The sequence below is a fragment of the Nesterenkonia sp. CL21 genome, from assembly GCF_031705515.1.
Lineage (GTDB): Bacteria > Actinomycetota > Actinomycetes > Actinomycetales > Micrococcaceae > Nesterenkonia > Nesterenkonia aethiopica.
This window is the reverse complement of the sequence record NZ_JAUTWR010000014.1, coordinates 16,683-34,647: the sequence shown is the minus strand read 5'-3', so window position 1 is coordinate 34,647 and position 17,965 is coordinate 16,683. Positions and strand designations below refer to the sequence as shown.

Genomic DNA, 17,965 nt, shown 5'->3' with positions numbered 1-17,965 from the left:
GCGACCGACGAGACCAGTATCACACGTGACGATCCAGAACGGAGAGCATATTCCGCGATGCGGAGATGCAGTGTCGCGGGTCAGGACGCCTCGTCCGCTTCAGGGTCCCGTCCTTCCGCGAAGGCGCGGAAGCGTTCCGCGAGCACCGGACCGCTCTGCGGCCCGGCGGTGACCAGCATGATGGTGTCATCCCCGGCGATGGTGCCCAGCACGTCCCGGAGACCGGCATGGTCGACCGCGCTGGCCAGGAACTGCGCGGCCCCCGGCGGCGTCCTGAGGATGACCAGGTTGGCGCTGGCCTCCGCCGAGACCAGCAGGTCCCGACACAGGCCCACCAGACGGGCCAGCGTGGTGGCCTCCGTCTGATCCGCCTGGAACTCACGCTCATGGCCTTCGGCGGGGACGGCGTAGATGAGCGCCCCGTCGGCTCCCCGCACCCTTGCGGCGCCGATCTCCACCAGGTCCCGGGACAGCGTCCCCTGGGTCACCCGCACTCCCTCCTCGGCGAGCTGCTCCACCAGCTCGCCCTGCGACCGGACGGTGCCACGAGTGATCAGCTCCCGGATCTTGGCATGCCGGGCGGTCTTGGTGGTGGGGGTGCTCTGCGTGCTCATCGTCGCGGCAGCTCCTCGCCACGTTCGCCGGCACGCACCAGCGCCACCGTCTCCTCGTCGGCCAGGCCTGACTCCACCAGCAGCCAGGCCATGAGGGCCTTCTGCGCGTGCAGCCGGTTCTCCGCCTCGTCCCAGACCACCGACTGCGGGCCGTCGATGACCTCGGCGCTGATCTCCGCCTCCCGATACGCCGGCAAGCAGTGCAGCACGATCGCGCCCTCGGCCGCCTGCGCCAGCGCGGCCGCATCGACCCGATAGTCCCCGAAGAGCTGCAGCCGCTGCTCCTTCTCGTCCTCCTGCCCCATGGAGATCCAGGTGTCGGTGGCCACGACGTCGGCCCCAGCCAGCGCCTCGGAGGCCTCGGTGGTGATGGTCACCGAGCCGCCGGTCTCCGCGGCCCGCACGCGGGCGGCGGAGACGATCTCCTCGGCCGGCTGGTATCCCTCGGGTCCGGCGATGCGCACGTCCATGCCGGCGTTGGCTCCGGCCAGCAGGTACGAGTTGGCCATGTTGTTCGCCGCATCCCCCAGATACGCCAGGGAGCGCCCCGTCAGCTCGCCCAGATGCTCTCGGACCGTGAGCAGGTCCGCCACCAGCTGGCAGGGGTGGTAGTCGTCGGAGAGCGCGTTGATGACCGGCACGCGGCTGTGGGCGGCCATCTCCTCCAGACCGGACTGCTCATAGGTGCGCCAGATGATCAGCGAGACCATGCGCTCCAGGACCTTCGCGGTGTCGCTGATCGACTCCTTGTGGCCCAGCTGGGACTCCCCCGGATTGATGATCAGCGGCGCCCCACCGAGGGCGGAGATGCCTGCGGCGAAGGAGATCCGGGTCCGGGTGGACGTCTTGTCGAAGTAGACGGCCGCGGTCTGCGGTCCCGCCAGCGGCGTGATCGCGTAGGGGGCGGCCTTCATGGCCGCTGCCAGGGTCAGGACCCGGCCCAGCTCCTCGGGGCTGAGGTCCAGGTCGGTGAGGAAGTGGCGGGTCATAGGGTCTCCTTCGCAGCGCGGTGGATCCCGGGCAAGGCGTCCACGAAGCGCATCATCTGGGTCTCGGTGATGGTCAGCGGCGGGGCGAGCCGCAGCGTGTGCGGTCCCGGGGCGTTGATGATGAAGCCGGCTTCCAGCGCGGCCGACACCATCGCCGGGGCGAGGGCGGGGCCGCCGTCGTCCCCACGATCGCCGCCGTCGACGTCGAAGCCGATCAGCAGGCCATGGGCCCGGACCTCGGTGACCAGCTCCAGCTGCTCCAGAGCCGCCGCCGTCGCCGCGCCGACCCGACGCACGTTCTGCAGGACGTCCCCGGACTCCAGGGCGTGGATGGTCGCCAGCGCCGCCGCCGTCGCCACCGGGTTCCCACCGAAGGTGGTGCCGTGCTGTCCGGCGGAGAGCAGCCCGCTGACCTGCTCGCCGAAGGTGATCATGGCACCGATGGGGAATCCGCCGCCGAGGCCCTTGGCCAGCGTCATGGCGTCGGGCCGCGCGTCGGTGGACGCGAACCACTCCCCGGTGCGGCCCACCCCGGTCTGGACTTCGTCGACGATCATCAGCGCGCCGGCCTCCCGGGTGATCTCCCGGACGGCCTGGAGGTACCCCTCCGGCATCCCGCGGACCCCGGCCTCTCCCTGGACGGCTTCGACGACGACGGCGGCCACCGTGGGGTCGACCGCCTGGCGCAGCGCCTCCACGTCACCGGCGGGCACCCACTCGACACCGCCCGGCAGCGGTTCGAAGGGTTCCCGATGGGCGGGCTTCCAGGTCAGCGCCAGGGCTCCCATGGAGCGACCGTGGAAGCCGTCCTCCAGCGCGATGATGCGCGGACGGTCCGCCCCGCCATGCCGTCGGGCGAGCTTGAAGGCGGCCTCGTTGGACTCGGTGCCGGAGTTGGTGAAGAACACCTTGGAGCCCTCGGGTGCCGCAGACAGCTGCAGAAGCTTCTCGGCCAGGGCGACCTGGGTGGGACTGGTGAAGAAGTTGGAGATGTGCCCCAGGGTGGCCGACTGGCTGGCCACCACGGAGGTGATCAGCGGGTGGGCGTGGCCCAGCGCGTTGACCGCGATCCCGGCCAGCAGGTCCAGGTACTCTCGTCCGTCCGCGTCCCACACGGTGGCTCCGGAGCCGCGCACCAGGACCCGCTGCGGGGTCCCGAAGACGCCCAGCAGGGACTCCCGGTAGCGCTCCAGCAGGGCCTGGTCGGGCTGCGCCTCGGCCAGGGCGGAGGTGGTGAGCTCCTCCGTGGTCGGACGGTGAGCGCTCGGCTGGTGGCTGCTCGGCTGATGCGGCGCGGTCATGGGGTGACCTCCTCGTCCGGGACCACCTGGGTGCCGACGCCCTCGGTGGTGACGATCTCCAGCAGCATCGAATGGGGGGCGCGGCCGTCGACGATGTGAGCCCTCGGGACCCCGCCGTCCACGGCGGTGAGTGCGGCTGTCATCTTCGGGATCATCCCGGACTGCAGCTCCGGCAGCATGGCGCGCAGGTCGGAGGCGGACAGCGAGGAGATCAGCGACGACCGGTCCGGCCAGTCAGCGTAGAGGCCCTCCACATCGGTGAGCATGACCAGCTTGGCGGCTCCCAGGGCGGAGGCCACGGCGGCGGCCGCCAGATCCGCATTGACGTTGAGCACCTCGCCGGTGGGCTGACCGGCGTCGTCGAACTCCGGGGCGACGGTGGAGATCACCGGGATGCGCTTGGCCGCGAGCAGATCCTCCACGGCGGCGGGATTGACCCCGGTGACCTCGCCGACCAGGCCGAGGTCGATCTCCTCCCCACCGAGGTGGGCGGTCTTGCGCCGGGCGCGCAGCAGGGCGGCGTCCTCCCCCGAGAGACCCACCGCATAGGGGCCGTGGCTGTTGATCAGGCCGATCAGCTCCCGTCCCACCTGGCCGGTCAGCACCATGCGCACCACATCCATGGCCTCCGGCGTCGTGACCCGGTAGCCGGCCCGGAACTCGGACTCCACGCCGACGGTCTCCAGCATGGCGTTGATCTGCGGGCCGCCGCCGTGGACCACCACCGGGTTGACCCCCACGTGGCGCAGGAAGACCACGTCCTCGGCGAAGGCACGACGCAGCTCATCGTCGACCATGGCGTTGCCGCCGTACTTGATCACGATGGTCTCGCCGGCGAACTTCTGGATCCAGGGCAGCGCCTCGATGAGCGTGGCGGCCTTGGCGCCGGCGTCGGCGCGCGGATCCCGCTCGCGGGGCTGCAGGCTGGTGGTCTTCTCGATCACGGGTTCCCCTCAGGTGGATCGGCTCAGCTGGAGTAGGCGCTGTTCTCGTGGACGTAGTCGTGCGTGAGGTCGTTGGTGAGGATGGTGGCCTCGGCGTCCCCGGACTTCAGGTCGATGGTGATCTCCACCTGGCGTCCGCTGAGGTCCACCAGGGAGCGGTCCTCCCCGATCCCGCCGCCGCGGCAGATCCACACGCCGTTGACCGCGACGTCGATCGTGGCCGGGTCGAAGGCCACATCGGTGGTGCCCACGGCGGAGAGGATGCGCCCCCAGTTGGGGTCCCGGCCGAAGATCGCGGTCTTGAAGAGGTTGGACCGGGCCACCGCGCGTCCGGCGGTCTCAGCCTCGTCCTCGTTGGCGGCATGGATCGTGGTGATGGCGATCTCGTGATGCGCGCCCTCGGCATCGGCGATCAGCTGCGCGGCGAGATCACGGCAGACCTCGGTGAGCGCCGCCTGGAACTCGCTGAGGTCCACACCGGAGGCGTCAGCCTCAGGGTGTGCGCCGGAGGCCAGGGCGACCACGGTGTCGTTGGTGGACATGCAGCCGTCCGAGTCGGCCCGGTTGAAGCTGACCCGCACGGCCTCGCGCAGTGCGGCGTCCAGATCCGGCTGGGTGATCACGGCGTCGGTGGTGAGCACCGCGAGCATGGTGGCCATGCCGGGGGCGAGCATGCCGGCCCCTTTGGCCATGCCGCCGACGACGAAGCCGGTCCCGCCGGACTGGGCCGTCTTGGAGACGGTGTCGGTGGTGCGGATCGCCTCGGCAGCGGCGGCGGCCGCGCCGTCGTCATCGGTCAGGGCCGCGGCGGCCGCATCCACGGCGGGCAGCAGAGCGTCCATGTTCAGCCGCTCACCGATCAGCCCGGTGGAGCAGACCAGCACGTCCTGGGCGGAGATGTCCAGGGCCTGAGCCACCCGTTCAGCAGTGTGGTGGGTGTCGGCGAAGCCCTCCGGCCCGGTGCAGGCGTTGGCGCCGCCGGAGTTGAGCACGACGGCGTCCGCTCGGCCGTCGCTGACGGCCTGTCGGGACCACAGCACGGGCGCGGCGGCGACCCGGTTGCTCGTGAACACAGCCGCGGCGTGGCGCTGCGGACCGGTGTTGACCACCAGGGCGAGGTCGCGTCCGGCGCTCTTCAGACCGGCGGTGACGCCTGCGGCGGTGAAGCCGGCGGCTGCGGTGACGCTCATGGGGAGACTCCCAACAGGTTCAGCCCGAGGGTCTCGTCGAGGCCCAGGGCGAGGTTCATGGACTGGACGGCACCGCCGGCGGTGCCCTTGGTGAGGTTGTCGCTGGCCGAGACCACGATCAGCCGTCCTGCGCGTTCGTCGACGGCGAGCTGGACGGTGACGTGGTTGGACCCGACCACCTGCTTCGTAGCAGGCCACTGCCCCTCCGGCAGCAGATGGACGAAAGGCTCGTCGTCGTAGCGGGTGGCATAGGCCTCCCGCAGGGCGGAGGCCGTGGCGCCGTCGGCGAGCCGGGCGGTGGAGGTGGCCAGGATGCCGCGGGCCATAGGCGCCAGCGTCGGGGTGAACGAGATCTTCACCCCGGTGCCGGCCACGGTGCTGAGTCCCTGCTCGATCTCCGGGGTGTGGCGGTGCACGCCGCCCACGCCGTAGGGGCTCATCCCGCCCATCACCTCGGATCCCAACAGATGGGGCTTCAGCGACTTCCCAGCTCCGGAGGTCCCGGTGGCGGCGACGATGACGACGTCGGTGGGCTCGACCAGGCCTGCGGCGAAGGCCGGCGCCAGGCCGAGCAGGATCGTGGTGGGATAGCAGCCGGGTACGGCGATGCGTCGGGCCCCGGTGAGCTTCTCGCGCTGCCCGGGCAGCTCCGGCAGTCCGTACGGCCAGGTTCCCTGGTGCGCGGAGCCGTAGAACGCCTCCCAGGCCTCAGCGGACTCCAGTCGATGGTCGGCTGCGGCGTCGATGACGAGGACGTCCTCGGGCAGCTGGGCCGCGATCTCGCCGCTGGCCCCGTGCGGCAGGGCGAGGAAGACGACGTCGTGGCCGGCGAGGTTCTCGGCCGTGGTCTCCAGGATGGTCTTCTCCGCCAGCGGTCGCAGATGGGGCTGGAGGGAGCCGAGGGCCTCCCCGGCCGAGGAGTGCGCGGTGACCGCGCCGATCTCGACCTCGGGATGCCCGGCGAGCAGGCGGAGCACTTCGCCTCCGGCATAGCCGGAGGCGCCGGAGACAGCGATCGAGTACGTCATGCCTGCCAGTCTACGCACATGTATGCAGGCATATCAATATTTATGCATGGGGGGCGCGGGCGGGATCTCGTTCTTCATGTCCAGCCGACTTCGATAGTCTGACCCGCATGAACGAACAGAGCGTCTTCCCCGAGGACCTGCCCAGTGCCGCACGCGTGACGCGCACCGAGCAGGCCGGCGGAACTGAAGTGTTCAGCACGGTGGAGGTCTCCCTGCCCGAGCCCGGCCCCGGCCAGGTCCTGGTGGAGACCGCGGCCGCGGGAGTCAACTTCATCGAGACCTACCAGCGCAGCGGGGTCTATCCCGTGGAGCACCCCTTCGTCCCCGGTGGCGAGGGCACCGGCACCATCATCGCCGCCGGAGAGGCCGTCGAGGGCCTGGAGATCGGCCGACGGGTCACCACCAGCGAGGCGGCCACCGGCACCTACGCCACCCATTTCCTGATCGACGCCGCCAAAGCCGTCCCGGTCCCCGACGAGGTCACCGACGAGCAGGCCGCCGCCCTCCCCCTGCAGGGCGCGACCGCCCACTACCTGATCAACTCCACCTACCGGGTGGCACCGGGCGAGACCGTGCTGACCCACGCCGGCGCCGGCGGCGTCGGCCAGATCCTCACCCAGCTGCTCAAGGCCAAGGGCGCCCGGGTCATCACCACCACCTCCACTGCCGAGAAGGCGGAGATCGCCCAGGCCGCCGGCGCGGACTACGTGCTGAGCTACGACACCTTCGCCGACGAGGTCCGCGAGATCACCAAGGGCGAAGGCGTCTCGGTGGTCTACGACGGCGTCGGCCGCGACACCTTCACCGGCTCCCTCGAGAGCTTGGGCGTGCGCGGCACCCTGGTGCTCTTCGGCGGGGCCTCCGGCCAGGTCCCGCCCTTCGACCTCCAGGAGCTCAACCGCCGCGGAGGGCTGTTCGTGACCCGCCCGTCACTGCAGTGGTACCTCCGCAATGCCGAGGAGCGCGCCTGGCGGTTCTCCGAGCTCTTCAAGGCGCTGACCTCCGGGGACCTGACCCTGAGCATCGGCGGAAGCTACCCCCTGGCCGAGGCCGGCCGCGCCCATGACGACCTCGAGAACCGCAGGACCACGGGCAAACTGCTGCTGGTCCCCTGACCCCGCCTTCCCACACATACCCCGCAGACGACGTCGGACCCTCTCCCTGGATCACCAGGGCGAGGGGCCGACGTCGTCTGGGCTGGGTCTCAGCGCTGGACGGCGCCATGGCGTGCGGTCGCCAGCGCCACGGCCGCCTCCCGGGCCTCGGAGGTCTCTTCGGCGGTCAGGGTGCGGTCCTCGGCCCGGAATCGCAGGGCATAGGCCAGCGACTTCCTACCGGGCTCAATCCCCTCTCCGGAGTAGACGTCGAAGAGCCGGATCTCCTCGAGCAGCTCGCCGGCGCCCGATGCCAGCGTGGACTGCAGCTCGCCGGCGGGCAGGGACTCCTCCACGATGAGCGAGACGTCCTGTGTGGACGGCGGGAACGTGGAGATCTGCTCCGCCACCACCTTCTCCGGTGCCGCCGCCAGCAGGGCACTGAGGTCCAGCTCCATCACGGCGGTGCGCGCCGGAAGGTCCCAGCCCTCGGCCACCTTCGGGTGCAGCTCGCCCGCGTGACCGACGACGGCGCCGTCGACCACCAGCTCCGCGGTGCGCCCGGGGTGGAAAGCCTGGTGATGCCCCTGCCGCACCGTGAGGTCCACGCCGAGAAGCTCTGCGGCGGTGCGGGCGGCGTCCACAGCGTCGGCCCAGTCTCGGACACGCCCCGGCTGCCCGGGGGTGGGTGCCGGCTCCGAGCCGGCCACCGCGACGGCCAGATGCCACGGCTGGCGGGGGATCCCCGCCTCCAGCCCGGCCAGCGCGTCGTCACCCGGGCGGGCGCCCAGCGGCGGGATGCTCGGACTGCCCACGGTCTCGCCCGGCAGATACACCAGCCCCGCCTCATAGAGCGCGAGGTCGGCGAATCCGCGGGAGACGTTGCGACGCAGCGTGTCCAGCAGCCCCGGGAGCACCGTGGTGCGCAGGGTGCCGTGCTGGGCGGCGATCGGATTGGCCAGGCGCAGCATGTCCAGCTCGCCCTCGTCGGCGCGACCGAAGAGGGAATTGGCCTCCTCCGAGTAGAACGGATAGCTCAGCGTCTCGGTGAAGCCTGCCGCCGCCATGCCGCTGAGCACCTGGCGGCGCCGCTGCTGCTCGCGGGTCAGGCCCCGGCCGGCCGGGGCGACCGGAAGCCGGGAGGGGATCTGGTCGTAGCCGATCAGGCGTGCGATCTCCTCGACCAGCGCCTCCGGGATCGTGAGGTCGGGACGCCAGCTGGGCGGGGTGACCCGCAGCGTCTCCCCGGCGTCCTCCACCTGGGCGCCGATCTCCTCCAGCGTGGCCACGACCTGGTCTCGGGTGTAGTCCACGCCGACGACCCGGGCGGGCAGCGCCGGATCCAGCGCGATGGGCTCGGGCAGCCGGGGAGCTCCGACTGCGGTGACCTCACCGGTGTCCGTCCCGCCTGCCAGCTGGACCAGCAGGTCCACCGCCCGCTGAGCGGCGACCGCCGGCAGCAGCGGGTCCACGCCGCGTTCGTTGCGCTTCGACGCCTCGGAGGGCAGCTTGTGGCGGCGCTTGCTGCGGCTGACGCTGACCGGGTCGAAGTGTGCCGCCTCGATGAGGATGCTGGTGGTGCCCTCCCCCACTTCGGTCTCCGCGCCGCCCATGACCCCGGCGATGCCGATCGCGCCGCGGTCGTCGGCGATCACCAGGTCCTCGGCATGGAGCTGACGGGCTTTCTCGTCCAGGGTGGTCAGCGTCTCGCCGGCCTGAGCGCGGCGGACCCGGATCGGGCCGCGCAGCGTCTCGGCATCGTAGAAGTGCAGCGGCTGGCCGAGCTCCCACATCACGTAGTTGGAGATGTCCACCGGCAGGGAGATCGGCCGCATCCCGGCCAGTCGGAGCCGGGCTGCCATCCACGGCGGGGTGGGCGCATCGACGTCGACATCCTCGACCTTGCGCGCGACGAAACGGTCACAGCCGGCGACGCCGTAGATGGGCGCCTCGTCCTCCAGCAGCACCTCGTGCCCCGGGGTGCCGTCGGTGCGGACCTCGACAGTGGAGGCCGGATCCGTGAAGGAGGTCCCCGTGGCGTGGGCGTATTCGCGCGCCACACCGCGCATGGAGAACGCGTAGCCGCGGTCCGGGGTCACGTTGATCTCCGCGGCGGAATCGTCCAGCCCGAGCAGCTCCAGAGCATCGGAGCCGATCTCCGGGTCCAGTCCGAGGGTGGAGAGCACGAGGATGCCGTCGTGGTCCTCGCCGATGCCGAGCTCACGGACCGAGGCGATCATGCCGGCCGAGACGTGTCCGTAGGTCTTCCGCGCGCTGATCCGGAAGTCACCTGGCAGCACGGCGCCGGGCAGGGTCACCACGACCTTGTCCCCGACCTCGAAGTTGTGGGCGCCGCAGACCACGCCCTGGACGCCGTCGGGCGAGATGCCGTCCCCGGTGAGGGCCTGTTCCTGGTCCTCCGGGACCACGCGGACCCGACACCAGTTGATGGTCTTGCCGTTGCTCTGCGGCTCGGGGGTCTTCTCCAGGACCTCCCCGACGACGATGGGCCCGGAGATCTCGTCGGAAGGACGGTGGACGTCCTCCTCCTCGAGTCCGACGCGGACCAGGTCGGCCATGAGGTCCTCCGGCGTGGCGTCCGCCGGGAGCTGGGTGAGTTCACGAAGCCAGGACAGGGGGATGCGCATGCCCTCAGACCTCCATTCCGAAGTGCTGGCTGAAACGGACATCGCCTTCGATCATGTCGCGCATGTCGGAGACGTCGTTGCGGAACATGAGCGTGCGTTCCACACCCATGCCGAAGGCGAACCCGGTGTAGACCTCCGGGTCCACACCGGCCGCCCGCAGGACGTTGGGGTTGACCATGCCGCAGCCTCCCCATTCGATCCACTGCGGGCCACCTGTGGCCCCGGGGTGCCAGATGTCCATCTCCGCGCTCGGCTCGGTGAACGGGAAGTAGGACGGGCGCAGGCGGATGGCCGCCTCCGGTCCGAACATCTGGCGGGCGAAGTGCTCCAGGGTGCCGCGCAGGTCGGCCATGGTGAGACCCTTGTCCACGGCGAGGCCCTCGAACTGGTGGAACACCGGAGTGTGGGTGGCGTCCAGCTCGTCGGTGCGGAACGTCTTGCCGGGGCACAGCACGTAGACCGGCAGCTCCCGTTCGAGGAGGGAGCGGACCTGCACCGGAGAGGTGTGGGTGCGCAGCACCAGATGGGAGTCCTTGGGCTCCACGAAGAAGGTGTCCTGCATCTCTCGGGCCGGGTGGTCCGGGTCGAAGTTCAGCGCATCGAAGTTGAACCACTCGGACTCCACCTCAGGCCCTTCAGCGATCTCCCAGCCCATGCCGACGAAGACGTCACAGACCCGCTCCTGCAGAACGGTCAGGGGGTGGCGGGCTCCGAGGGGGCGACGTCGGGGCGCGGCGGTGACGTCGACGGCTTCCTCCACGAGGATCCGCTCGGCATGCTCGGTTTCCAGCACCTCGGTCCGGACGGCGAGCGCCTTCTGGATGCGGCCGCGGGCGCCGCCGAGAAGCTTGCCGGCGTCCTTCTTCTCGTCTTTGGCGAGGTCCTTGATCTGCCGGTTGGCCAGCACGATCGGGGACTTCTCACCCGTGTGGGCCAGTCGCGCCTCCTTGAGCTGGTCGAGGTCTGCAGCCTCGTCGAAGGCGGCGAGGGCATTCTGGACGCAGGTCTCGACGGCGTTCTCGTCGAGCGGATGCGGCGCCGCGCGGTCAGCGGCGGACGCGGCCTCCTGCTCCTGGACCTCGGGGCTGGTGTCAGTCCTGGACATGCTTCTCCAACTGTGAGCGGAATGGGGACGATCCCGGTCAGTTTATGCGCTGGCCCGCCAGGCTGCCGAGTCGAGTCACGACGCCGTCTCGAACCCGTGTTCTGACAGCTTCCGCGAAGGTGCTGCGCGCGTCCCGCTCATGGCGCGCCACCGATCTCTGATGTGACGAGGATGTGGGATCTTCTCGTCTAGGACGTCGGATCGACGTCACCTCCGAGCGTTGAGCGGCCGACCGAGTCCGGTCTTTGCGTCACGGCTCCCGGAAGTGGCGCCAGGCCCTTCCTGCGGCGACCAGTTCCGCGACATCGCTCGGATGAGTGAGACTTCGCTCCGTGACCTTCTCTATCCTCTTCAGGCGCTTACGAATCGTGTTGGGGTGGCAGTACAGGATGTCCGCAGCACGACCGGCGGAGCCGCCCGCCTCCACCCAAACGTCCAACGTCTCAAGCAAGAGCTCCCGGCGGTCCGCACCCAGTCGCAGGATGCCACCTAGGACGGATCGAGCCGCCTCCATGGCAGCCCCGGGTGAAGCCGCCACCAGAAGATTGAGTGGATTGAGCTGGAATTGCTGGACAGCGGGTGAACCGGACGCCTGCCTGAGAGCTACGCGTGCGAGATTCAGGCCCCAGGGCGCCCGTGAGAGCGTTCCGAAGACGGGGCTGACCCCCACTGCCGCGGACGCATTCTCCCCCACGATCCTGACGGCGGCCTCGCTGGACCCCGGGCCCGGCAGGTTCAGAAGGCCGACGGAGATTTCTCGGTGCAGGCGCCATACGGAAGGGACGCCGATCAGTACGAGGGCTGGCTCGATCCGGGGCATAGGATCCCGTCCCAGTTCGCTCTCGCCGGCCACCACGAGGAACGATCCGTCCATCGGCAGGCCCAGCGACCGCGCCGCCTCAAGCAAGGTGCCCGGGCCTACATCGTCGGAGAACAACACGTCGACCATCGCGGTGCGCTCTCGCTCGCGGGTCAGCAGGATGTGCTGGGTCTCAGCGTGGAACGCATGGGTCAACGCCTCGGACTCCATGTTGTGCAACCTGAAGATGGCCGAGGAGAGGTCGACCAGAGCCTCCGCCGGGATGGTCGGAGTAGTGCGGGAGACTCGGACCGCCTCGTTCCAGATTTCGCCGAATGCCAGCCGATAGGCACTCAGGACATCCGCCAGAGGCGCCTCCTGCTGAGCTCTGAGGCGTCCGGTGGCCATCGCCTGAGTCGGATCGTGGCGACGGTGATTGAGCGCCTCCACCGCGGCGCCGATGTTGTTCGACAACCGCTCTCGGATCTCGCCTTCCTCACCCACCGCCCCGGAGGCGTAGAAGGGGATGTCGCTGAGCATGATCCCGAGGACCCGGTCGGTCAGGCTGGGCAGCACTTCCTTCACTCGGGCTACGACTGTCCGGGTCATCTCATTGAGGGACTCCTCGGTGAATTCAGTCATCTGTGCAGACTACTCCTCTACTCGGACGATGGTGTCTGCCGAGACACTTTTCTCCAAAGAATTGGGTCATCAAGGACGCCGACGGTGTGCCCAGACTCCCGCTAGCCTGAATGAGTCGTGACGAACGTCACGTGCAATCGAGTCTCGAGGAGTTGGCTCATGACCCTAGCCATCGCGGGAGTCCTCCTGTCCCTTGCCACTCTGATCACCTTGGCGTATCGGGGGATGCCGGTGATCTTCGCAGCGCCCATCGCCTCGACTGTGGCCGTGCTCTTCTCCGGGGCACCGATTCTGGCCTCGTACACCGAGGTCTTCATGCCCGCCATGGGTGGATTCATCGGAAGCTTCTTCCCCGTCTTCCTGCTCGGGGCGATCTTCGGGGTGCTGATGACTGTCACCGGCTATGCGGCAGCCATCGCGAAGGCGGTGGTCTCCGTCGTCGGGAGCCGCAGTGCCGTTGCCGCGACCGTGATCACCTCGGCACTCATGACCTACGGCGGAATCAGCGTATTCGTCGTCGTATTCGTGATGTACCCGCTGGCGCGGGAGATCTTCCGCGCCGCCGACTTCCCTCGACGACTGATCCCTGCCGCGATCGGGCTCGGTGCTGGCACTTTCACTCTGACTGCGTTGCCGGGAACGCCGGCCATCCAGAACATCATTCCCGGGCAGTTCTTCGGGACCAATGCCTACGCCGCTCCAGGTGTCGGCCTCCTGGGAGGCACGGCCATCCTCATCCTGGGCCTCCTCTACTTGGAGCGTCGCAAGCGATCGATGGTCATCGCCGGCGAGCATTTCGACAGTCCGGAGAGTGCTCCTGCCACGAGCGGTTCCTCCGACGCTGACTCCCCCCGGAAGGGGCAGAACGAGAGCCTCGTCGCACCGAACAAGCTGTTCCCGTTCCTTCCCCTGCTTGCAGTCGTCCTGGTGAACTTCAGCTGCACGTTGCTGATCTTCCCTGCGCTCGAGTGGTCCTCCCTGGAGGACGAGAGATTCGGCGGCATCACGCTTGATGATCGGGCAGGCCTGTGGGCCGTCATGGTGGCGATCCTGTCCGGAATCATCGTCCTGGTCGCCCTCAACTACCAGCACGCGGCCACGATCAAGGACTCTATCGTCGACGGGATGAAGGGCTCTCTGCTGCCGGCATTCAGCGTCGCCTCCGAGGTCGCCTACGGCGCCGTGATCGCCTCATTGGCCGCATTCGCTCTGATCCGCGACTCGGTACTCGATGTCGGCTTCAATGCGCTGTGGACATCAGTCATCGCCAACAACGTCACGGCCGGGATCACCGGATCATCCTCCGGGGGCATGACCATCGCCCTCAATGCACTGGGCGCGGAACTGCAGGACCAGGCGGCCACAGAGGGCATCAGCATGGAGGCGATGCACCGACTGACGGTGATGGCTGCCGGCGGATTGGATTCGCTTCCCCATTCTGGGGCGGTCATCACCATCCTGCTCGTCTGCGGTCTGACCCATCGCCAGTCCTACCGGGATCTCGGCGTCGTGACGATCGTCCTTCCGCTGAGCGTCACGGTCGGGTTGGTGACACTCGTCACCGCAGTCGGGACGTTCTGATCGGATGGGCCCCATTCCTCATGGCCCGAGAACCTCATCACCTCAGAGACTAGGAGCACCTGATGAACCTCGCCGATGTGCTGGTCGCCTCGGCCACGCGGTCCGCCGACAGCACCGCCCTGGTGATGGGCCAGCGACGCACCTCATACGCGAAGATCGAGCACGCGAGCCGGCGGGTCGCTGGCCTGCTGGCCCATCACGGTGTAGGGCCGGGTGATCGGGTGGGTGTGATGTTGCCGAACGTCCCGGAGTTCACTTTCTACTACTACGGGGTGCTGCGAGCTGGAGCAGTCGTCGTACCGATGAATCCGTTGCTCAAAGCTCGGGACGTCGCGCACTACCTCGCGGACTCGGGTGTAGCACTGCTCCTTGCATGGGACACCGCCGCCGATGAGGCGGCCGCGGGCGCCGCCCAGGTTGGGGAGCCGGTGCCCGTCATCCTCTCCGACGATGCTTCTCTGGAATTTCTGGATGAGTACGAGGCGATCGATGCAGTGGTCGACAGGGATCCAGAAGACACCGCAGTCATCCTCTACACCTCCGGAACGACAGGCCAGCCCAAGGGGGCCGAACTCACCCATCGCAACTTGCTCCGCAACGTCGAAGTCACCCAGCACGACCTGCTCCGCCTCGGGGACGAGGACGTCGTCTTCGGCGGACTGCCGCTCTTCCACTCCTTCGGGCAGACGGTCACCCTCAACGCCACAGTTGCAGCAGGCGCGAGCCTGGTCCTCCTCTCCCGGTTCGCTCCGGCAGCTGCACTCGAACTCATGGTCGAACACGGGGTGACTGTCTTCGCCGGCGTGCCCACCATGTACAGCGGCTTCCTCGCTGTCGATGGGGCACCAGCACTGCCGACACTGCGCATCTGCGTCTCCGGAGGCGCCGCATTGCCGGTGAAGGTCCTGCGTCACTTTGAGGAGAGGTTCGGCTGTGAGGTGCTCGAGGGCTACGGGCTCTCGGAGACCTCGCCGGTGGCGTCTTTCAACAAACCCGGAACCGCGCGCAAGCCAGGATCCATCGGCACCCCCGTCACCGGGGTCGAGATGCAGATCGTCGATGAGGACGGCACGCCCCTGGGAGTCGACCAGGTCGGCGAGATCGCGATCCGCGGTCACAATGTGATGAAGGGTTACTGGGGCAATGGAGAAGCCACCTCAGCGGCGATCTCCGAGGACGGATGGTTCCGGACCGGGGACATAGGCCGCGTGGACGACGACGGCTTCTTCTTCGTCGTGGACCGCAAGAAGGACCTGGTCATTCGTGGCGGCTTCAATGTCTACCCGCGAGAGATCGAGGAGGTCCTCCACGAGCACTCCGCAGTGGCGGAGGCCGCGGTGGTCGGCTTGCCGCATCCCGAGCTCGGCGAAGAGGTCGCCGCACTGGTCACCCTTCGCCCCGGGGCGAAGGTCACTGAGTCCGAGCTACGGGACTTCGTGAAGGGGCAGGTGGCGCCGTACAAGTACCCGCGCCTGCTCTGGCTCGTGGACGAGCTGCCGAAGGGCCCCACCGGGAAGATCCAGAAGCGTGAGATCACGCTGCCCGACGTCGACTCGTAGGCCACCACCATTCCCGGTGACAGCCCCGTCGCAGAGCGAACATGCCCAATGGTCGGGGCTATGGGCACCATTGCGCGCACAAGTTGAACTTGACCGGCTCGCTTTCGCTGATGACGGTCCTTTCGCGATTACCCATCATGCCGCGGAGAGGGCCTGCTCCTCTTATTCGCTCACCCCATCGGTGCTGTCAACAACGCCAAGCCCCGCAGCATCTAGGTGGTCTACATGCGCTGGAGAGAACGACTAGGGTGCCCGGTGAGTGCGCACATGGCACCGCGGATCGGGAGCCCATCCACGGGGTCCCACTCTTCTCCCACTCTTCGTCGTGACATTGGGGGGGGGGATATCGAAGAAATCTTCGAGGACGTCCGTGCGGGCCGGGATGAGCGGGATCGCGAGCTGAAGCCCGGCATTCCGGGGATCCGACGGGAACTTCACGCATCTGACAGTATTCTCACAGACTCCACGAGTCGAACGAATCTTCGATGAAGCGCACCGAAGGCTTGCGGGGCGTGTAGAATACGTGTTCTAATGGCTGTGCGCGATGGGAAGCGCGACGCGCGCAGAAGCCCTCCTCACTGCTTCTGCGCGCGTCTCCCATGTCTGGGGGCTGCGTGACAGGACTGCCGGGCGTGTCAGAGCGCGGATCCCGGCAGCGTCAGGCGTAACGCCGCAGCAGCTCCTCCACGATGGGCCGGTCCGCCGGAATCCACGGGTGATCGAGCAGCTGAGGGTTCACCGGTGCCCAGTCCAGACGATCATGATCCTGCAGGGGCCATGGGACACCCTCGATGAGCTCCCCCTGGAACAGGCGCATCACCGCGGTGCCGGAGAGCCGCCAGCCGAGTCCGGGCACGCCATTCTCTCCCGATGCGCAGATCTCCTCACCGAGGGCCACCTGGATGCCCAGCTCCTCGGCCAGCTCCCGGTGCACGCCGTCGCGGGCGTTCTCTCCCGGCTCCAGCTTCCCTCCGGGGAACTCCCAGAGCCGACGCATCGCCTCAGGTCTGGTGCGGCGGGCCATGAGAAGCTCGGGCGGTCCGTGGGCCGCCTGGCGGAGGACCGCGGCGGCGACGACAGTGGTGATGGGGCCCGTCACGCGGACTCGGCGAGTGCCTTCAGGCGGCTGACCGAGGCCGCAAGCATCTCTGCGGTCGTGGTGCGCGCCCGCTCCACACGGGCCTCGTCGGTCAGCTGCGACCAGTCATAGGTGTGGGTGACCTCCACTCCGCCGGAGGACAGCTCCGCCAGCGACCACCGCCACAGGTGTCCCGCCGGCGGCTCACCCATGGTGGCGGGCCGCCAGGCGATCAGTTCTCCCTCGAGGAATTCCACCACGTGGTTCTCCCGAGTCTTGCCGTTGGTCAGTGTCATCCGAAAGACGTCACCGACCGCCCTGACCCGCTGCCCGGGCTCCGCGTGCGCGAGGTTCTCATTGCCGTCCCATGCGGACTGCTGGGAGGGGTCCGCAATGAGCTCGAAGATGGCCGCGGCATCCGCGCGGACGACGTCATGCGCGGTGACCACACGGCCGCAGTGGTCTGGGTCGTAGCCCAGGTCCTGCGCACCGTTCTCGCCATAGGCGGCACACTCGCGCGGCGCCTGACCGGCGCCCTGATGGTGGGATCCCCGCTGCTCTGCGCTCATACGCTCCAGCCTACGCGAACCCGCCGGTAGGGTCAGGAGCCATGGGTGAATTTGACGAGCTGAGGAGCTGGGCTGCGAACCTGCTCACCGGAGACAAGGTGGCGCTGCGCGCCACGATCGAAGACGACCTGCCGGTGCTGGCCGAGTGGTGGAACGAGCCGGACGTCGCGCTGTTCCAGCAGACACGGATCGTCCAGCAACCTCAGACCCACGTGCGGGAGCTGATCTCCGCCTGGGCACGGAACGACTCCCCCGGGGCCGTCGGCTACACGGTCACCCGGGTCGACGACGGCACGGTGGCCGGGCACATCTCCCTGCACGGACTCACCGTGCCGGCGCGCATTGCGACCCTGGGCGTCGTGCTCGGTCCGCCCGCCCAGGGCCAGGGCCTCGGAGAGGAGGCGGTGCGGCTGATGCTGCGGCTGGCCTTCGACGAGATGGGGGCCCGGAAGGTGGAGCTCACGGTCTTCTCCTTCAATGCCCGTGCTATGAGCCTCTACGAGAGGCTCGGCTTCGGCGTGGAGGGTCGACGTCGGGAGTCCGTCCTCCACCGCGGACGATTCTACGACGAGGTCTCCATGGGGCTGATGGAGTCCGAGTACCGGGCCTGGCCTTCGTCCTGATCCGGGGCTATTCTGAACTCGGCCCTGTCGTCGACCACGAGGTGACCGGTGAAGAACTGACGTCTGAGACCTGCACAGCCTGTCCGCCGTCGCGCGGCGAGGTCATTGTGCTCTCTGACGGTTCGGTGCTTCACCTGCGTTCGGTCCCTTCTGTGGCACGACGCCCTCCGCCCGACAGCCGCCCCGCTGTGCAGCGTCTCC

The 17,965-nt window shown here is 68.7% G+C and carries 15 protein-coding genes; 4 read left to right on the top strand and 11 right to left on the bottom strand.

What is annotated here, in order from left to right:
• Window positions 1-80: 80 nt before the first annotated feature.
• The 6 genes from Q7C18_RS15535 to argC are packed head-to-tail and all read right to left on the bottom strand — an operon-like array spanning window position 81 to window position 6,066.
• Complete coding sequence (locus Q7C18_RS15535) at window positions 81-614, bottom strand: arginine repressor (protein ID WP_311026150.1); 534 nt, start codon at window positions 612-614, stop codon at window positions 81-83.
• A complete protein-coding gene (argF, locus tag Q7C18_RS15530; RefSeq protein ID WP_311026149.1) occupies window positions 611-1,603 on the bottom strand; it encodes an ornithine carbamoyltransferase in 993 nt (330 codons plus the stop codon). Before argF ends, Q7C18_RS15535 begins: the two co-directional genes overlap by 4 nt.
• Window positions 1,600-2,904: an acetylornithine transaminase gene (locus Q7C18_RS15525; RefSeq protein WP_311026148.1), complete on the bottom strand. Its 1,305-nt coding sequence runs from the start codon at window positions 2,902-2,904 to the stop codon at window positions 1,600-1,602. The genes argF and Q7C18_RS15525 overlap by 4 nt, the downstream gene beginning before the upstream one ends.
• Entirely contained in the window at window positions 2,901-3,845 is a 945-nt protein-coding gene (gene argB, locus Q7C18_RS15520) for an acetylglutamate kinase (protein WP_396954382.1), read from the bottom strand. Before argB ends, Q7C18_RS15525 begins: the two co-directional genes overlap by 4 nt.
• A 26-nt stretch (window positions 3,846-3,871) precedes the next feature.
• Window positions 3,872-5,038 (bottom strand): bifunctional glutamate N-acetyltransferase/amino-acid acetyltransferase ArgJ, encoded by a 1,167-nt coding sequence (gene argJ, locus Q7C18_RS15515; RefSeq protein WP_311026146.1) that lies wholly within the window; start codon window positions 5,036-5,038, stop codon window positions 3,872-3,874.
• Window positions 5,035-6,066, bottom strand: a complete 1,032-nt coding sequence (gene argC / locus Q7C18_RS15510; protein ID WP_311026145.1) for an N-acetyl-gamma-glutamyl-phosphate reductase — start codon at window positions 6,064-6,066, stop codon at window positions 5,035-5,037. Before argC ends, argJ begins: the two co-directional genes overlap by 4 nt.
• A 107-nt stretch (window positions 6,067-6,173) precedes the next feature.
• On the opposite strand from argC, the gene Q7C18_RS15505 reads away from it, so the two are divergent.
• Complete coding sequence (locus Q7C18_RS15505) at window positions 6,174-7,181, top strand: quinone oxidoreductase (protein WP_070159143.1); 1,008 nt, start codon at window positions 6,174-6,176, stop codon at window positions 7,179-7,181.
• An 89-nt stretch (window positions 7,182-7,270) separates the two neighbouring features.
• Here Q7C18_RS15505 and pheT read toward each other — a convergent pair whose 3' ends face one another.
• From pheT to Q7C18_RS15490, 3 genes are all read right to left on the bottom strand, one after another.
• Window positions 7,271-9,808, bottom strand: a complete 2,538-nt coding sequence (gene pheT, locus Q7C18_RS15500; RefSeq protein ID WP_311026144.1) for a phenylalanine--tRNA ligase subunit beta — start codon at window positions 9,806-9,808, stop codon at window positions 7,271-7,273.
• 4 nt (window positions 9,809-9,812) lie between these two features.
• Window positions 9,813-10,913 (bottom strand): phenylalanine--tRNA ligase subunit alpha, encoded by a 1,101-nt coding sequence (gene pheS / locus Q7C18_RS15495; protein ID WP_311026143.1) that lies wholly within the window; start codon window positions 10,911-10,913, stop codon window positions 9,813-9,815.
• A 250-nt stretch (window positions 10,914-11,163) separates the two neighbouring features.
• Entirely contained in the window at window positions 11,164-12,321 is a 1,158-nt protein-coding gene (locus Q7C18_RS15490) for a helix-turn-helix domain-containing protein (RefSeq protein ID WP_311026142.1), read from the bottom strand.
• A gap of 192 nt (window positions 12,322-12,513) precedes the next feature.
• Between Q7C18_RS15490 and Q7C18_RS15485 the strand changes: the two genes are divergently transcribed.
• Both Q7C18_RS15485 and Q7C18_RS15480 read left to right on the top strand, forming a co-directional pair.
• Window positions 12,514-13,935: a GntP family permease gene (locus Q7C18_RS15485; protein ID WP_311026141.1), complete on the top strand. Its 1,422-nt coding sequence runs from the start codon at window positions 12,514-12,516 to the stop codon at window positions 13,933-13,935.
• Window positions 13,936-13,997: 62 nt separating this feature from the next.
• Window positions 13,998-15,494, top strand: coding sequence for a long-chain fatty acid--CoA ligase (locus Q7C18_RS15480; RefSeq protein ID WP_311026140.1), 1,497 nt, complete (start codon window positions 13,998-14,000; stop codon window positions 15,492-15,494).
• Between the two features lie 658 nt (window positions 15,495-16,152).
• On the opposite strand, the gene Q7C18_RS15475 is transcribed toward Q7C18_RS15480, so the two are convergent.
• Together Q7C18_RS15475 and Q7C18_RS15470 are read right to left on the bottom strand one after the other, a co-directional pair.
• Window positions 16,153-16,593: an NUDIX domain-containing protein gene (locus Q7C18_RS15475; protein ID WP_311026139.1), complete on the bottom strand. Its 441-nt coding sequence runs from the start codon at window positions 16,591-16,593 to the stop codon at window positions 16,153-16,155.
• Window positions 16,590-17,141 carry an SRPBCC family protein gene (locus tag Q7C18_RS15470; RefSeq protein ID WP_139827711.1) on the bottom strand — a complete coding sequence of 184 codons (552 nt, stop codon included), beginning with the start codon at window positions 17,139-17,141 and terminating at the stop codon, window positions 16,590-16,592. The genes Q7C18_RS15475 and Q7C18_RS15470 overlap by 4 nt, the downstream gene beginning before the upstream one ends.
• A 41-nt stretch (window positions 17,142-17,182) precedes the next feature.
• On the opposite strand from Q7C18_RS15470, the gene Q7C18_RS15465 reads away from it, so the two are divergent.
• Window positions 17,183-17,764, top strand: coding sequence for a GNAT family N-acetyltransferase (locus Q7C18_RS15465; RefSeq protein ID WP_070159139.1), 582 nt, complete (start codon window positions 17,183-17,185; stop codon window positions 17,762-17,764).
• Window positions 17,765-17,965 lie beyond the last annotated feature (201 nt).

What these genes read in the sequence shown, in the direction of transcription:
- Q7C18_RS15535 (WP_311026150.1), bottom strand. Translation starts at nt 614, where the DNA reads ATGAGCACGCAGAGCACCCCCACCACCAAGACCGCCCGGCATGCCAAG.
- argF (WP_311026149.1), bottom strand. Translation starts at nt 1,603, where the DNA reads ATGACCCGCCACTTCCTCACCGACCTGGACCTCAGCCCCGAGGAGCTG.
- Q7C18_RS15525 (WP_311026148.1), bottom strand. Translation starts at nt 2,904, where the DNA reads ATGACCGCGCCGCATCAGCCGAGCAGCCACCAGCCGAGCGCTCACCGT.
- argJ (WP_311026146.1), bottom strand. Translation starts at nt 5,038, where the DNA reads ATGAGCGTCACCGCAGCCGCCGGCTTCACCGCCGCAGGCGTCACCGCC.
- argC (WP_311026145.1), bottom strand. Translation starts at nt 6,066, where the DNA reads ATGACGTACTCGATCGCTGTCTCCGGCGCCTCCGGCTATGCCGGAGGC.
- Q7C18_RS15505 (WP_070159143.1), top strand. Translation starts at nt 6,174, where the DNA reads ATGAACGAACAGAGCGTCTTCCCCGAGGACCTGCCCAGTGCCGCACGC.
- pheT (WP_311026144.1), bottom strand. Translation starts at nt 9,808, where the DNA reads ATGCGCATCCCCCTGTCCTGGCTTCGTGAACTCACCCAGCTCCCGGCG.
- pheS (WP_311026143.1), bottom strand. Translation starts at nt 10,913, where the DNA reads ATGTCCAGGACTGACACCAGCCCCGAGGTCCAGGAGCAGGAGGCCGCG.
- Q7C18_RS15490 (WP_311026142.1), bottom strand. Translation starts at nt 12,321, where the DNA reads ATGACCCGGACAGTCGTAGCCCGAGTGAAGGAAGTGCTGCCCAGCCTG.
- Q7C18_RS15485 (WP_311026141.1), top strand. Translation starts at nt 12,514, where the DNA reads ATGACCCTAGCCATCGCGGGAGTCCTCCTGTCCCTTGCCACTCTGATC.
- Q7C18_RS15480 (WP_311026140.1), top strand. Translation starts at nt 13,998, where the DNA reads ATGAACCTCGCCGATGTGCTGGTCGCCTCGGCCACGCGGTCCGCCGAC.
- Q7C18_RS15470 (WP_139827711.1), bottom strand. Translation starts at nt 17,141, where the DNA reads ATGAGCGCAGAGCAGCGGGGATCCCACCATCAGGGCGCCGGTCAGGCG.
- Q7C18_RS15465 (WP_070159139.1), top strand. Translation starts at nt 17,183, where the DNA reads ATGGGTGAATTTGACGAGCTGAGGAGCTGGGCTGCGAACCTGCTCACC.